A 14805-nucleotide genomic window follows, 5' to 3' on the forward strand; every position below is an offset into this window, starting at 1 on the left:
AAAGGTGTCATGGGATTTATGGATAAAGTTCGAGCTTACTTACTCAGCCTTTCGCGGCGACAGAAACGCATTATTCAAGTCACAGCAGATGTGGTCCTCGTTTGGCTTGCTTTGTGGCTTGCGTTCGTTGTGCGTCTTGGCATCGACGAGATGATCAATCCGGTCAAATTGCACTTTTGGGTATTTGTAGTTGCACCAATAGTTTCCATCCCCTTTTTTATTCGCTTCGGCATGTATCGCGCCGTGATGCGATATTTTGGCAACGATGCCTTGATCGCAATTATCAAGGCCGTCAGCCTTTCTTCGTTGGTCTTGGCTGTTGTGATGTACTGGTACAGCACTCCCGCCAATGCCGTCCCGCGCTCGATCATATTTAATTATTGGTGGCTGAGCCTGGTAATGCTCGGTGGTTTGCGCCTGGCTATGCGTCAGTACTTTTTGGGTGACTGGTTCTCGGCTGCTCAACATGTGCCTTTCGCCAGTCGTGATGATGGCCTGACGCGCGTAGCCATTTACGGTGCCGGTGCAGCAGGTAATCAGCTGGTTGCTGCCTTGAGAATGGGGCGGGCCATGCGGCCTGTGGCGTTCATAGATGATGATGAGGGGATTGCTGATCGCATCATCTCCGGCTTGCAGGTATTCAAACCCAAGCACATTCAGCTGATGATTGATCGTACGGGAGCCCAGGAAGTGCTGTTGGCGGTTCCTTCATCGTCCCGCGGTCGGCGTCGTGAGATCCTGAGTTTGCTTGAGGGCTTTCCGCTCCATGTTCGCAGTGTTCCTGGCTTTATGGATCTGGCCAGTGGCCGGGTCAAGGTTGATGACATTCAGGAAGTCGACATAGCCGATTTGCTGGGGCGTGATCCGGTTCCGGCCCAGGGTGAGCTGCTGGAACACTGCATTAAAGGTCAGTGTGTCCTGGTGACGGGGGCAGGTGGTTCCATCGGCTCGGAGTTATGTCGCCAGATTCTGGCTCTTAGACCGACTACTTTGTTGCTGTACGAGCATAGCGAATTTAATCTTTACAGTATTTATGGCGAGCTGGAGCAGCGGGTTGGTCGCGAGTCCCTTTCGGTGAAGGTGCTACCGATTTTGGGTTCGGTGCGTAACCCCCATAAATTACTGGATGTGATGAAGACCTGGCATGTCGATACGGTCTATCACGCAGCGGCTTATAAGCATGTGCCCATGGTTGAGCACAATATCGCCGAAGGTGTACTCAATAATGTCATGGGTACGCTCAATACCGCCCAGGCGGCTCTGCAGTCTGGTGTCGCGAACTTTGTACTGATTTCAACTGACAAGGCTGTGCGACCGACGAATGTGATGGGTAGCACCAAGCGCTTGGCCGAAATGACGTTGCAGGCACTCAGTCGCGAGATTGCGCCTGTGCTATTTGACGATGCCGCTAATGTGTCACGGGTTAACAAGACCCGGTTCACTATGGTTCGTTTCGGTAATGTACTTGGCTCTTCCGGGTCTGTGATTCCGCTTTTCCATAAGCAGATAAAGGCCGGTGGTCCGCTGACAGTGACCCACCCCAAGATTACCCGCTATTTCATGACTATCCCTGAGGCCGCGCAGTTGGTCATTCAGGCCGGCTCGATGGGGCAAGGTGGCGATGTCTTTGTCCTGGACATGGGCGAGCCTGTGCGCATTGTCGAGTTGGCCGAAAAGATGATTCACCTCTCCGGTTTGAGTGTTCGCTCTGATAAAAACCTGCATGGCGACATAGAAATTGAGTTCACTGGCTTGCGGCCTGGCGAAAAGCTTTACGAAGAGTTGCTGATTGGTGACAACGTAGTCGCAACTCGTCATCCAATGATCATGTGCGCGAACGAGGACATGTTGCCTTGGGATGAGTTGAAAGAGCGTTTGTCTCAACTGCTTGATGCTGTTGATATGGATGACTATGTCCGGGTACGCCAGTTGTTGCGTGAGACCGTCAGTGGTTATGCGCCCGAGGGTGAAATCGTGGACTGGATCCATCAGCAGCGTCGCAGCGAGTTTTCCTGACTACATACTCTGCAATGCACTGATTTTTGACACTCGACCTCCATCGCCTACGTTTGGAATACAGCTCAGGAGAGCTGTATTCCACTTAACGATGTAATGGAGTGTCACTTATGCGTATCGCTTTTATCTCTTCGATTTTTTTGGCTTTGATGGTGGGTTTTTCGAGCGTGATTCATGCTGCCCCGTCGGTAGAGGCAACTGAGCCGGTTGTCGCTGCGCAAGTTGCATCAGATGCGCAAGTGGTGACGATCAATCTCAACACCGCGGATGAGGCGACGCTTCAACGTGAACTCTCTGGTGTTGGTGCTGTTAAAGCCAAGGCGATCGTGGCTTACCGCGAGGCTAACGGTGACTTCACGTCAGCCGATGAGTTGCTTGAGGTCAAAGGGATAGGCAAAGCCATCTTTGAAAAGAATCGGGATAAGGTTGCGGTCAAGTAACCCGGGCAGTTAAGCGAAGAAAGCCAGTCATTGACTGGCTTTTTTTATTTGTGGCGCACGTATTCAGGTGTGTGGCGTTGATTGCTTCAAGGCGCTACGCGTTATGTCGAGGATCTTGTCCTTTAACGCCGTGCTCTCAGCCCCGCGTGCTAGAACCAGTGCTCCGACCAGAGTCGCGAAAATGACAATGCTTTGGTCCTCTGCATCTGGCCCTTGCAGTGTGGCCTGGATCTGTTTGAGCCTTGCATCGATCACGTAGTCTGTGGTCGAGCTAGCCTGCCCCTGTTGTGCCATTTCTGCTGACATGGTTGGTAACGGGCAACCCTCGTGGGGGGAGGTCAGGTGCCACTCGGACAAATATGCATCAATGAATGCGTGCAGAGGTTGTGGCTGGCTGAACAGTTCGGCGCAAATTCCGTCAACCTGTCCAGCGGCGTGCTGCAATGCTTTTTCTACCAGGTCGTTTTTGGATGAGAAGTGAGCATAAAAACCGCCGTGGGTGAGGCCCAGGGATTTCATCAGTGGCTGCAGGCCCGTCGCACCAATGCCGTCTCGACGGAACAGGCCTGATGCTTCCTTAACGATGCGCTGATGGGTTTGGGCTTTATGATCTTGTGAGTAGCGCATGACACATGTCTCTTTATGCAATGGACCATCATAGCGTTGAGCTCAAAGGCGATGCATTGGATGTTCATGTAAGGGTGTGTAGCTTTTTGCCTTTGGAACCCGTTCCTTGTGATTCAGCTCCTGACCAAATCAGGTGTTTACCGGTCCTTGGATTCTTTGGCGTCCATTTCTGCGTTGCGTTCGGCTACGCGCTTACGTTGCTCATCGGTGAGTTCCACTTTGTTGGCAGTGTCACGCAGGGTCATCAGACCACCCACGATGGCACCGATGGCGACAATAAGTATTAACCAGGCATACCACGGCATCGCGTTCTCCTTGGTTCGAACTTCACTGGGCAGGGATTGCGCAGTGCATTACTGTTTATGTCTGTAGGAGTGTACTAGTTCCATTGTAGGTCGCTTATACGGTAGCGCGCGTTATTACCCCGGTAATGACTAAAATCATGAATTTACGATCATCGGGTGCCGGTTGGCGGCTGGTTCCGCTACAATGCGCGCCGATTTCGACCAGCCTGAGAACCCGCTAATGTCCGACTGCCAGACTCCTATTATCGTCGCCCTGGATTTCCCAACGCGTGACGCCGCACTGAAGCTGGCTGATCAGTTGGACCCCAAGTTGTGCCGCGTCAAGGTAGGCAAAGAGCTGTTCACCAGCTGCGCTTCGGAAATTGTCGGCACTCTGCGTGACAAGGGTTTCGAGGTATTCCTTGACCTCAAGTTTCACGACATTCCCAACACCACGGCAATGGCGGTCAAAGCTGCTGCTGAAATGGGCGTATGGATGGTTAACGTGCACTGTTCTGGCGGTTTGCGCATGATGGCTGCTTGTCGTGAAGTGCTCGACAAACGTACCGGTCCACAGCCGTTGCTGATTGGCGTAACTGTACTGACCAGCATGGAGCGCGAAGACCTCGCCGGTATAGGCCTGGATATTGAACCTCAAGAGCAGGTGTTGCGACTTGCAGCCCTGGCCGAGAAGGCCGGTATGGATGGCCTGGTATGTTCTGCCCTTGAGGCGCAAGCGCTGAAGGCCGCGCACCCGACTCTGCAGCTGGTGACCCCGGGGATCCGTCCTGCCGGCAGTGCTCAGGATGATCAGCGCCGTATTCTGACCCCGCGCCAGGCACTGGATGCCGGCTCTGATTACCTGGTGATCGGCCGTCCAATCAGCCAGGCGGCAGATCCAGCCAAAGCGCTGGCTGCAGTGGTCGCGGAACTGGCTTAAAGCAGTGTGCGGGAGTTGGCAAGCCAACTCCCGCAGCAACATGTCGCTTCAGAGCTTCAAAACCAGCTTGCCGAAGTTCTCCCCGCTAAACAGTTTCATCAGGCTTTCCGGAAAGCTTTCCAGCCCTTCGACAATATGTTCTTTGCTTGTTAGTTGGCCTTTGGCCAGCCACCCCGCCATTTCCTGTCCGGCAGCTACGTAGCGATCGGCATAGTCCATCACTACAAAGCCTTCCATGCGTGCACGATTGACCAGCAGTGACAAGTAGTTGGAAGGGCCTTTCACGGCCTCCTTGTTGTTGTACTGGCTAATTGCACCGCAAATGATGACACGAGCCTTGAAGTTCAGGCGGCTAAGCACTGCGTCGAGAATATCGCCGCCGACGTTGTCGAAAAATACATCAACGCCCTTAGGGCATTCTCGTTTAAGCCCCGCGACAACATCCTCATTTTTGTAGTCGATCGCGCCGTCAAAGCCCAATTCCTGGGTCAGCAACGCGCACTTTTCTTTCCCGCCAGCAATGCCCACTACGCGGCAGCCTTTAAGCTTGGCGATTTGACCGGCAATGCTGCCCACTGCGCCTGCTGCGCCAGAAATCACCACTGTGTCGCCCGCCTTGGGGGTACCTACTTCGAGCAGGGCGAAGTAGGCGGTCATGCCGGTCATGCCCAAGGCGGACAAGTACACAGGCAGTGGCGCAAGTGCGGGGTCTACTTTGTAGAACCCGCGCGGCTCACCCACGAAGTAATCCTGAACCCCCAAGGCGCCATTGACGTAATCACCGACGGCAAAGCCGGGGTGGGCGGAGGCGATGACTTTACCTACACCCAGTGCGCGCATGACTTCACCCAGAGCCACTGGCGGGATATAGGACTTGCCTTCGTTCATCCAGCCGCGCATGGCCGGGTCGAGGGACAGATACTCGTTCCTGACAAGGATCTGTCCTTCTTTAGGTTGTACGACCGCAACTTCCTGAAAAGTGAATGTATCGCGGGTCGCTGCACCGACTGGACGTTTGGCGAGCAGGAATTGGCGATTTGTCTGGTCAGTCATTGCAATAACCCCTTGGAAAATGATGTCTGTTGATAGACCTTCTTGAGCCTCAGGGCAAGTGAATCCCGGACCACGAATAGGTTTTTATCAGTTGTGGTGATGGTTATATGCAGGCCTGTATCACTCGGATAAATAAGTCGATGACTACACCAGAACCGTTCACAGTGCAGGCGTACCCCTCAGAGGACAACAACAATGGGCATGACGTTTGCCGGGCAAGTGGCAGTGGTTACGGGCGCTGGAGCAGGTATCGGCCGAGCCGCGGCCCTGGCATTTGCGGGCGAAGGCTTGAAAGTGGTGGTGGCCGATCTGGATGTGGCAGGGGGCGAATACACGGTCGAGCAGATAGAGGCGGCGGGTGGCAGTGCTGTTTTCGTAAGGTGTGATGTCACCGTGGAGGCGCAAGTCAGGCAGTTGATGGAGCAGGTCATCAGCGCCTACGGTCGGCTGGATTATGCCTTCAACAATGCGGGGATCGAGATCGAGCATGGTCGCCTGGCGGATGGCACGCTGGACGAATTCGACGCGATCATGGGAGTGAACGTCAAAGGTGTCTGGTTATGCATGAAATATCAGCTGCCATTGATGCTGGCTCAGGGCGGAGGGGCAATCGTCAACACGGCATCGGTAGCGGGGTTGGGGGCTGCGCCGAAGATGAGCATCTACTCGGCGTCCAAACATGCTGTGATCGGGCTGACGAAATCAGCGGCCATCGAATATGCGAAAAAGCATATTCGGGTGAACGCGGTGTGCCCGGCAGTGATTGATACCGATATGTTCCGGCGAGCCTATGAAGCCGATCCGCGCAAGGCCGAGTTTGCTGCCGCGATTCACCCGGTGGGGCGCATCGGCAAGGTTGAGGAGGTCGCCAGCGCCGTCTTGTACCTGTGCTCGGACGGCGCGGCGTTTACCACCGGCCATGCGTTGGCTGTCGATGGTGGGGCACTGGCGATCTGATCAGTCAGCGTGATTTAACGTTCAGGATTATCAGGGTCAGTACACCCGCGACGATTCCCCAAAAGGCCGAGCCGATCGAGAACAGGCTCATGCCCGATGCTGTGACCATGAAGGTCACCAGGGCCGCCTCGCGCTCTCTGGATTCACTCATGGCAATGGTCAAGCCATTGATGATCGAGCCGAACAGGGCCAGTGCAGCAATGGACAACACCAACTCCTTGGGCAAGGCTGCAAACAGCGCGGCAAGGGTGGCGCCAAAAACGCCGGCAATGCCATAGAAAATTCCGCACCACATGGCCGCGGTGTAGCGCTTTTTAGGGTCTTCGTGGGCATGGGGGCCGGTGCAGATAGCGGCACTGATCGCAGCCAGGTTGATCCCGTGGGAGCCAAAAGGGGCAAGCAGCAGTGAAGCCACGCCGGTGGTGGTGATCAGCGGCGAAGCGGGCACGCTGTAACCGTCGGCCCGCAGCACGGCGATGCCCGGCATGTTTTGCGACGTCATGGCGACGACAAACAGGGGAATACCGATGCTGATGGTTGCGGCCAGCGAGAATGAAGGTGTGGTCCATACCGGCACCGCCACTTCGAGGGCGAAACCGCTGAAGTCCAGTAGCCCGAGCAAACCCGAGATCAGAGTGCCAATCACCAGAGCCGCCAGTACCGCATAGCGGGGCGACAGGCGTTTGACGATCAGGTAAGTGAAAAACATGCCAATGACCAGGCCGGTACGGTGCTGGGCAGCGACGAAAATTTCGCTGCCGATCTTGAATAGGATTCCTGCCAGCAAGGCCGCAGCCAGAGACGAGGGGATACGTTTGACCAGGCGTTCAAAGCTGCCGGTCATGCCGCAGATGATCACCAGCACCGCACAAGTGATGTAGGCGCCGATGGCTTCGTGGTAGCTGACACCGCCCAGGCTGGTGATCAGCAGCGCAGCCCCCGGCGTTGACCAGGCGATGGTAATCGGTGTGCGGTAGCGCAAAGACAAGCCTATGCTGCAAATGGCCATGCCGATCGACAGCGCCCAAATCCATGACGAGATCTGCCCGCTGGTGAGTCCCGCTGCCTGACCTGCTTGAAACATGAGGACCAGGGAACTGGTGTAGCCAGTCATCATGGCGATAAACCCTGCGACTACAGCCGAGGGAGAGGTGTCTGCCAGAGGGTGCAAGCGTGGCTGAGTGGCGTCCGTCATGGAGCGGCATTCCTTGTTCTTGATAAGAGTTGGAGCAAGGCGCAAGCCTAAACGCAAATGTCACATTTCATTGCGATACAGACGGGGTCGTATATGACCGTACAGTCGTACTGGCACTCTGGCTTGTGTACAATGAGTCTTGCTTTTTGCATTAATTACCAGTCAGCGACGCCCGTTTACGTATTAGCGTAACTTCATCCGCCGCCGCTTCCCCACACGAGTAACCATGAACGAACAGTTGCAGCCTCTCAAGAAACAATCCCGCGCTGGCAAGGCCGGCCGCAGTGGAACCCAGGACGATATCGTCTATGCGCATATTTTTGAGGCGATCCTCGAACAGCGTCTGGCGCCTGGCACAAAGTTGAGTGAAGAGGCATTGGGCGAAATCTTCGGGGTGAGCCGCACCATTATTCGTCGTGCATTGTCGCGCCTGGCCCATGAAGGGGTTGTGCTGCTGCGTCCCAATCGTGGTGCGGTGGTAGCGAGCCCCAGCGTAGAAGAAGCGCGGCAGGTGTTTCTGGCGCGTCGACTGGTTGAAAAGGCCATTACCGAATTGGCGGTGGTCCACGCTACTGCCGAAGACTTGTCGCAACTGCGCAAAATGGTGCAGGACGAGCGCGACAGCTTTTCGCGAGGCGATCGTGGCGCGGGTATCCGGCTGTCAGGCGAGTTCCACTTGAAGTTGGCAGAAGCGGCTAAAAATGCGCCGCTGATCAGCTTTCAGCGCAGCCTCGTATCGCAAACCTCGTTGATCATTGCCCAGTACGAGAGTGGCAACCGCTCACATTGCTCCTACGACGAACACATGCAGTTGATCGATGCCATTGAAGCCCGTGATGCTTCCCAGGCCGTGCACCTGATGATGCACCACATGGATCACATCGACAGCAAGCTCAACCTTGACGAAGAAAGCGCCTCGGATGACCTGCACGCGGTGTTTTCGCACTTGCTGCAAACCAAGAGCAAAGGCCCCCGGCCTGCTGCCAAGCTCTAAGATTCGTTGCAATCGTGTGGCTACTTGTCTGCAAGGCGAGTCAAATCCCGTAGCAGCTGCTACAGGGGTTTGACTCTCTATGACCTGCAACCGTGTGCAGGCCAAGGTAGCCATTCATTCAGCGCTGATGCACCAGATTGCCCGCTGCATAGGTCTGTTGCACCGTGCGGTCGTCGCCCAGGGTCATCAATACAAACAACGTTTCAGCGATGTTTTTTGATTGCTTCAGGCGATAGCTCATCAGCGGCGTTGAGTTGTAGTCCAGTACCACGAAGTCGGCATCGCTACCCGGTTGCAGGTTGCCGATCCGGTCTTCCAGGCGCAGTGCCCGCGCGCCGCCCAGAGTGGCCAGATACAACGATTTGAACGGATCCAGACGAGCGCCTTGCAACTGCATGACCTTGTAGGCTTCGTTCAATGTGTTGAGCAACGAGAAGCTGGTACCCGCGCCAACATCCGTTCCCAGGCCCACATTGAGTTTGTGTTTCTCGGCCATCGGCAGGTTGAACAGGCCGCTGCCCAGAAACAGATTGGAAGTCGGGCAGAAAGCCACCGCAGAGCCTGTTTCGGCCAGGCGAGCACATTCCTCATCACATAGATGCACGCCGTGGGCAAACACCGAACGCTCCCCCAGCAGTTGGTAGTGGTCATACACATCCAGATAGCCTTTGCGCTCAGGGAAGAGCGACTTGACCCACTCGATTTCCTGAAGGTTCTCGCTGATATGGGTATGCAGATACACATCCGGGTATTCCCCCAGCAACTGGCCGGCCAGGGTTAATTGCTCCGGGGTGCTGGTCGGTGCAAAACGCGGGGTGACGGCGTAATGCAGGCGGCCTTTCCCATGCCAGCGTTCGATCAGCGCCTTGCTTTCGATGTAGCTGGTTTCGGCGGTGTCGGTCAGGTATTCGGGGGCGTTGCGGTCCATCATCACTTTGCCGGCGATCAGGCGCAGGTCCAGTCGCTGTGCCGCTTCAAACAAGGCGTCGACCGATTGCGGATGCACACTGCCAAACACCAGCGCCGTGGTGGTGCCATTGCGCAGCAGTTCCTTGAGGAAAATATCGGCAACTTCGTCAGCATGTGCCTTGTCGGCGAACTGGTTTTCGCACGGGAAGGTGTAGGTGTTGAGCCAGTCGAGCAATTGCTCGCCGTAGGCACCAATCATCCCGGTCTGCGGAAAGTGGATGTGCGTATCGATAAAGCCCGGTGTGATCAGGGCATCCTTGTACTCGGTGACTTCAATGTCGCCAGCCAGAGCCGTGAGCAGTTCGCTGGCAGGCCCGACCGCTTTGATCTGCCCGTTTTCCACCACCAGCAGACCGTCTTCGAAGTATTCATAGGAGGCCTCGATCCCGACGTCGGCGGGGTCGGCAATGCTGTGCAAAATGGCGGCGCGGTAGGCTTTACAGGTCATGATAATTCTCAGTGTGTGGCATGGCTGCGTCGTGAAGACGGCAGCAATTGTTTAATGGATTCGGATGACGCGCTGTCGGCACAGGCGGTGTGCTGGCCGAAGTGGGTGTTGTAGGTGGCGATGATTTCGCCTGCGATGGAAATTGCGATTTCGACAGGCAGTTTGCCTTTGACTTCGCTCAATCCCATCGGGCAGCGCATGCGCTGCAAATGTGATGCGCTGATACCCCGGTCACGAAGGCGGTGTTCGAACTTCACGCGTTTGGTTTTAGAGCCAATCAAGCCGAAGTAGGTAAAGTCGTTGCGTTTGAGCAGGGCGGCGCTGAGTTCCAGATCCAGGGCGTGATTATGCGTCATGACGATGCAGTAGCAACCCGCTGGCAGTGCTTGAATCTCGTCGACGGGCTCGTCGGTGACGATTTTTTCTACGCCTTGGGGGATGAGCGCCGGGAACTCCTGCTCCCGAGAGTCAATCCAGCGCACCCGGCAGGGCAGGCTGGCGAGCAGGGGCACCAGTGCCCGGGCCACATGACCTGCGCCAAATACGGCGATGTGTGCCTGTACCTGGCCCATGGGTTCGAACAGCAACACGGTCACTCCTCCGCAACACTGGCCCAGGCTGGCGCCCAGGCTGAAGCGTTGCAGATGGGTGTCTTGCTTGCCGCTGCCAAGCATCTGGCGGGCAATCTCCATCGCCTTGTATTCCAGATGACCGCCGCCAATGGTGTCGAATGTCTGGTGCGCGCAGATCACCATCTTTGAACCGGCATTGCGGGGTGTCGAGCCTTGCTCCTCAATGATGGTGACCAGCACGCAGGGCTCTCCCTGCTGCTGCAACTCGGCCAGGGCGCTGATCCAGTTATTCATGCTGATCTCCCGACAAAACCTTGCGCATTTGCTCACAGCCCCACAGGACCCGTTCCGGGGTAGCCGGGGCGTCAATGGCAGGTTGTACGCGATAGTCGGCCAAGCTCGCCACGGCGTCCTTGATTGCACACCAGGCCGCGATACCGAGCATGAACGGCGGCTCGCCGACTGCTTTGGAGTGGAATACGGTGTCTTCCGGGTTTTTTCGGTTTTCTACCAGCGTGACGCGCAGGTCCAGTGGCATATCCGCCACGGCAGGTATCTTGTAGCTGGCCGGGCCATTGGTCATCAATTTGCCTTTGGCGTTCCACACCAGTTCCTCCATGGTCAGCCACCCGGCGCCCTGAATATAGCCACCTTCCACCTGGCCGATGTCGATGGCCGGGTTCAGCGAAGCGCCAACGTCGTGCAGGATGTCCGTGCGCAACATTTTGTATTCGCCGGTGAGGGTGTCAACGATCACTTCGGCGCAGGCGGCACCAAAGGCAAAGTAGTAAAACGGCCGTCCCCGTGCCTGAGTGCGGTCATAGAAGATCTTTGGCGTTTTGTAGAAGCCTGTACTCGACAGCGACACCTGGCCGAAATAGGCCTGCTGAATCAAGGTTTCAAAGCTGATGACCTGTTCGCCAACGCGCACCTGGCCATTGTGGAAAATCACCTCCTGTTGCTCGACCTGATACTTGCCGGCGGCAAACTCCACCAGCCTTAGCTTGATGGTCTCGGCTGCATTTTGTGCGGCCTTGCCATTGAGGTCAGCCCCGCTTGAAGCCGCTGTAGGCGAGGTATTCGGGACCTTGTCCGTGTTGGTGGCAGTGATCTGCACCCGGCTGATATCCACCTGAAACACTTCGGCCACCACTTGCGCGACCTTGGTGTTCAACCCCTGGCCCATCTCGGTGCCGCCGTGGTTGAGATGGATGCTGCCATCGGTGTAGATGTGAACCAGTGCTCCTGCCTGATTGAGAAAGCTTGCGGTAAAGGATATGCCGAACTTGACCGGAGTCAGTGCCAAACCTTTCTTAAGGATGGGGCTATTGGCGTTGAACGCCTTGATTAACTCCCGGCGTTCGGCGTAGTGGCTGCTGGCTTCCAGGTCGGCGGTCATTTCTTCCAGCAGGTTGTGCTCCACGGTCTGGTAGTAGTGAGTCACATTGCGCTCGGTTTTGCCGTAGTAGTTGGCCTTGCGCACGGCCAGGGGATCCAGGCCCAAATGGCGGGCAATGCGGTCCATGACTTCTTCGATCGCGACCATGCCTTGCGGGCCGCCAAACCCGCGGTAGGCGGTGTTTGACGCGGTATTGGTCTTGCAGCGATAGCCATTGATCGTGGCATCGCCCAGGTAGTAAGCGTTATCGGCGTGGAACATGGCGCGGTCGACGATGGAGTTGGACAGGTCCGGTGAGCAGCCGCAGTTGCCCGCCAGATCCAGCTTGATGCCCTGCAGCCGACCACGGGCGTCAAAGCCGACGTCGTACTCGATATAAAACGGGTGGCGCTTGCCGGTCATCAGCATGTCCTCGACCCGTGGCAGGCGCATTTTGGTCGGCTGCCCGGTCAGGCGCGCCACCACTGCACACATGCACGCAGGGCCTGCAGCCTGCGTCTCCTTGCCGCCAAAGCCGCCGCCCATGCGCCGCATGTCGACGACGATTTTGTTCATCGAAACATCCAGTACTTCAGCCACCAGCTTTTGCACTTCGGTGGGGTTTTGCGTTGAGCAGTACACGATCATCCCGCCGTCTTCGGTGGGCATTACCGATGAGATCTGTGTTTCGAGATAGAAGTGTTCCTGTCCGCCGATATGCAAACTGCCCTGCAGGCGATTGTCGGCCCCCGCCAGCGCGCCGCTTGAGTCGCCGCGTTCATGGGTGTGGGTGTCGAGCACAAAGTGCTTGTTGCGTAGCGCCTGAACCACATCAAGCACTGGCTCCAGGTCTTGGTATTCGATAATGGCGGCCATTGCCGCTTTGCGTGCGGTGTCCAGGTCATGGGCGGCCACCGCCAGGACTGCCTGGCCTACATATTCCACCTTGTCGATGGCCAGCAACGGGTCGCCAGGCAGCAGCGGGCCGATGTCCTTGAGGCCGGGAATGTCCTCGTGGGTAATGACCAGACGCACACCTTCAAAGGCGTAGCAGGGCGCAGTGTCGACGCGGATGATTTTGGCGTGAGCCCGGTCTGACAGGCGTGCGTAGAGATGCAGCTGGTTGGGGAATTCGAGCCGGTCATCGATGTACTGCGCCTCACCCGAGACGTGCTTTTCGGCGCTGTCATGTTTGACGCTGCGACCTGCACCCGTTTTCAGGTCCTGTTGGAACAGGGCCGTCAATTCGGCCTGGGTTGGCTCGATCTTGTGATGGTTAGACATAAGCTGTTACCCGCGTCTCAAGCTGTGGTGCCTGCAGTTCGATGAAGTACTTGCGCAGCAGGTTTTGGGCACTCAGCAGGCGGTATTCCTTGCTGGCGCGAAAGTCTGACAACGGGGTGAAATCTGTTGCCAATGCCGTGCAGGCGCGTTCAATGGTGATCGAGTTCCAGTCTGCGCCGAGCAGTGCAGCTTCGCAGGCGCTGGCGCGTTTGGAGGTGGCGGCCATGCCTCCGAAAGCCACGCGAGCCCCGCTCACCACGCCGTTGTCGATACGCAGGTTGAATGCCGCACATACGGCGCTGATGTCATCGTCCAGACGCTTAGAGATCTTGTAGGCACGAAATGAATGGCTGGCGTCAGCACGGGGAATAATGATTTTTTCGATAAATTCCCCTTCCTGGCGCGCGGTTACCCGGTAGTCGATGAAGTAGTCCTCGATCGCCAGGGTGCGTCGGCTTTGGCCCTTGCGCAGTACCAGCTGCGCGCCCAGAGCGATCAGCAGCGGCGGTGAGTCACCAATCGGCGAGGCATTGCCGATATTGCCTCCCAGGGTTCCCTGGTTGCGGATTTGCAGCGAGGCGAAGCGCTGCAGCAGTTCGCCGAAGTCCGGGTACTCGGCCTTGAGCGTGCCGTAAGCGTCTGTCAGCGAAACGGCCGCGCCTATTTCAAGGCGATCATCGAAGCGCTCGATGAGCTTCATTTCGGCCACGTTGCCGACGTAAATCATGACCGGCAGCGGACGATGGAACTGCGTGACTTCCAGGGCCAGATCGGTGCCTCCAGCCAGCAGGCGTGCCTGGGGTTGGGACTCATACAGCTCGGCCAGATCACTGATGGTCAAGGGCAGCAGGCAGCGTTTGTCACCGCTGTTCAGTTCCCCGGTCTGTGTAGGGGAAATGGACTTGAGAAGGGTGATGGTTTCGTCTTGATACGCATCAAACTGGTCATGCTGTTGTGCGCCGCAGGCTTGTTCGGCGGCGGCCAGGATCGGCCGGTAACCGGTGCAGCGGCACAGGTTGCCCGCCAGTGCTTCGTGGGCCTGATGGCTATCAGGCTGGCCCGTGCTGTTTTTTTGCAGGGCGAACAGGGACATCACAAAACCCGGCGTGCAGAAACCGCACTGTGAACCGTGGCAGTCGACCATTACCCGCTGCACGCTGTGCAGTTGGCCTTTGTGCTTCAAGTCTTCGATGCTGATCAGTTGCTTGCCGTGCAACGCCGACACAAAGGTCAGGCACGAATTGAGACTGCGATAGCGCACACGCTCAAGGCCCTGGTCATTCGTGTGCAGTTCGCCTACCACCACTGTACAGGCGCCACAGTCGCCGCTCGCGCAACCTTCCTTGGTGCCGGATTTGTGCAGGTGTTCACGCAAATAATTGAGCACGGTTAAATTCGGGTCCAGCGTGTGCTCGGTGCGCAGCGTCTGGTTAAGTAGGAACTGGATCACGGAAGGCCTCGCATAATCATTATTGTTGTAACGCGGGATGTACTGAATTTAGCTAAAGCTGACCTGCGGGTCAAGAAATAGAGATCGGTCATCCCTGTGATTTGAATCCACGGGATTTATTTGCTTATTTCGTGCCATATTCGGCCCCTGATGCTCTGCGCGAGCACGCACCAAGTGCGTTACACTGCGCCGCCTGCA

Annotated in this window: 13 protein-coding genes; 5 read left to right on the forward strand and 8 right to left on the reverse strand. The window is 56.7% G+C overall.

Annotated elements, in window-relative coordinates:
- Positions 1-18: 18 nt before the first annotated feature.
- Both VSQ83_RS07840 and VSQ83_RS07845 read left to right on the forward strand, forming a co-directional pair.
- The gene (locus VSQ83_RS07840) at positions 19-2016 is read left to right on the forward strand and encodes a polysaccharide biosynthesis protein (RefSeq protein WP_326425936.1); all 1998 of its coding nucleotides are present in this window, start codon (positions 19-21) and stop codon (positions 2014-2016) included.
- Between the two features lie 110 nt (positions 2017-2126).
- Positions 2127-2456, forward strand: coding sequence for a ComEA family DNA-binding protein (locus VSQ83_RS07845; RefSeq protein WP_133077120.1), 330 nt, complete (start codon positions 2127-2129; stop codon positions 2454-2456).
- Between the two features lie 63 nt (positions 2457-2519).
- On the opposite strand, the gene VSQ83_RS07850 is transcribed toward VSQ83_RS07845, so the two are convergent.
- Together VSQ83_RS07850 and VSQ83_RS07855 are read right to left on the reverse strand one after the other, a co-directional pair.
- On the reverse strand, positions 2520-3083 hold the full coding sequence (locus tag VSQ83_RS07850) for a TetR/AcrR family transcriptional regulator (RefSeq protein ID WP_133077121.1): 564 nt from the start codon (positions 3081-3083) through the stop codon (positions 2520-2522).
- Between the two features lie 137 nt (positions 3084-3220).
- The gene (locus VSQ83_RS07855) at positions 3221-3388 is read right to left on the reverse strand and encodes a DUF2897 family protein (protein ID WP_019826736.1); all 168 of its coding nucleotides are present in this window, start codon (positions 3386-3388) and stop codon (positions 3221-3223) included.
- Positions 3389-3608: 220 nt separating this feature from the next.
- On the opposite strand from VSQ83_RS07855, the gene pyrF reads away from it, so the two are divergent.
- Positions 3609-4307, forward strand: a complete 699-nt coding sequence (pyrF, locus tag VSQ83_RS07860) for an orotidine-5'-phosphate decarboxylase (protein ID WP_326399106.1) — start codon at positions 3609-3611, stop codon at positions 4305-4307.
- Between the two features lie 48 nt (positions 4308-4355).
- Here pyrF and VSQ83_RS07865 read toward each other — a convergent pair whose 3' ends face one another.
- Entirely contained in the window at positions 4356-5360 is a 1005-nt protein-coding gene (locus VSQ83_RS07865) for an NADP-dependent oxidoreductase (RefSeq protein WP_326425938.1), read from the reverse strand.
- 195 nt (positions 5361-5555) lie between these two features.
- Between VSQ83_RS07865 and VSQ83_RS07870 the strand changes: the two genes are divergently transcribed.
- Positions 5556-6317 carry an SDR family oxidoreductase gene (locus VSQ83_RS07870; RefSeq protein WP_326425940.1) on the forward strand — a complete coding sequence of 254 codons (762 nt, stop codon included), beginning with the start codon at positions 5556-5558 and terminating at the stop codon, positions 6315-6317.
- A 4-nt stretch (positions 6318-6321) separates the two neighbouring features.
- On the opposite strand, the gene VSQ83_RS07875 is transcribed toward VSQ83_RS07870, so the two are convergent.
- On the reverse strand, positions 6322-7512 hold the full coding sequence (locus VSQ83_RS07875) for a benzoate/H(+) symporter BenE family transporter (RefSeq protein ID WP_133077125.1): 1191 nt from the start codon (positions 7510-7512) through the stop codon (positions 6322-6324).
- A 226-nt stretch (positions 7513-7738) separates the two neighbouring features.
- On the opposite strand from VSQ83_RS07875, the gene VSQ83_RS07880 reads away from it, so the two are divergent.
- On the forward strand, positions 7739-8506 hold the full coding sequence (locus VSQ83_RS07880) for a GntR family transcriptional regulator (protein ID WP_219261529.1): 768 nt from the start codon (positions 7739-7741) through the stop codon (positions 8504-8506).
- A gap of 118 nt (positions 8507-8624) precedes the next feature.
- Here the strand turns inward: VSQ83_RS07880 and guaD are convergent, their stop codons facing one another.
- The 4 genes from guaD to xdhA are packed head-to-tail and all read right to left on the reverse strand — an operon-like array spanning position 8625 to position 14607.
- Complete coding sequence (guaD, locus tag VSQ83_RS07885) at positions 8625-9923, reverse strand: guanine deaminase (protein ID WP_219261528.1); 1299 nt, start codon at positions 9921-9923, stop codon at positions 8625-8627.
- 8 nt (positions 9924-9931) lie between these two features.
- Positions 9932-10789 (reverse strand): xanthine dehydrogenase accessory protein XdhC, encoded by an 858-nt coding sequence (gene xdhC / locus VSQ83_RS07890; protein WP_219261527.1) that lies wholly within the window; start codon positions 10787-10789, stop codon positions 9932-9934.
- Complete coding sequence (gene xdhB, locus VSQ83_RS07895; RefSeq protein WP_326425942.1) at positions 10782-13157, reverse strand: xanthine dehydrogenase molybdopterin binding subunit; 2376 nt, start codon at positions 13155-13157, stop codon at positions 10782-10784. Before xdhB ends, xdhC begins: the two co-directional genes overlap by 8 nt.
- Positions 13150-14607: a xanthine dehydrogenase small subunit gene (xdhA, locus tag VSQ83_RS07900; RefSeq protein WP_326425944.1), complete on the reverse strand. Its 1458-nt coding sequence runs from the start codon at positions 14605-14607 to the stop codon at positions 13150-13152. The genes xdhB and xdhA overlap by 8 nt, the downstream gene beginning before the upstream one ends.
- Positions 14608-14805: the final 198 nt, after the last annotated feature.

It is taken from the genome of Pseudomonas sp. DSV-1 (genome assembly GCF_035830915.1).
Classification (GTDB): domain Bacteria; phylum Pseudomonadota; class Gammaproteobacteria; order Pseudomonadales; family Pseudomonadaceae; genus Aquipseudomonas.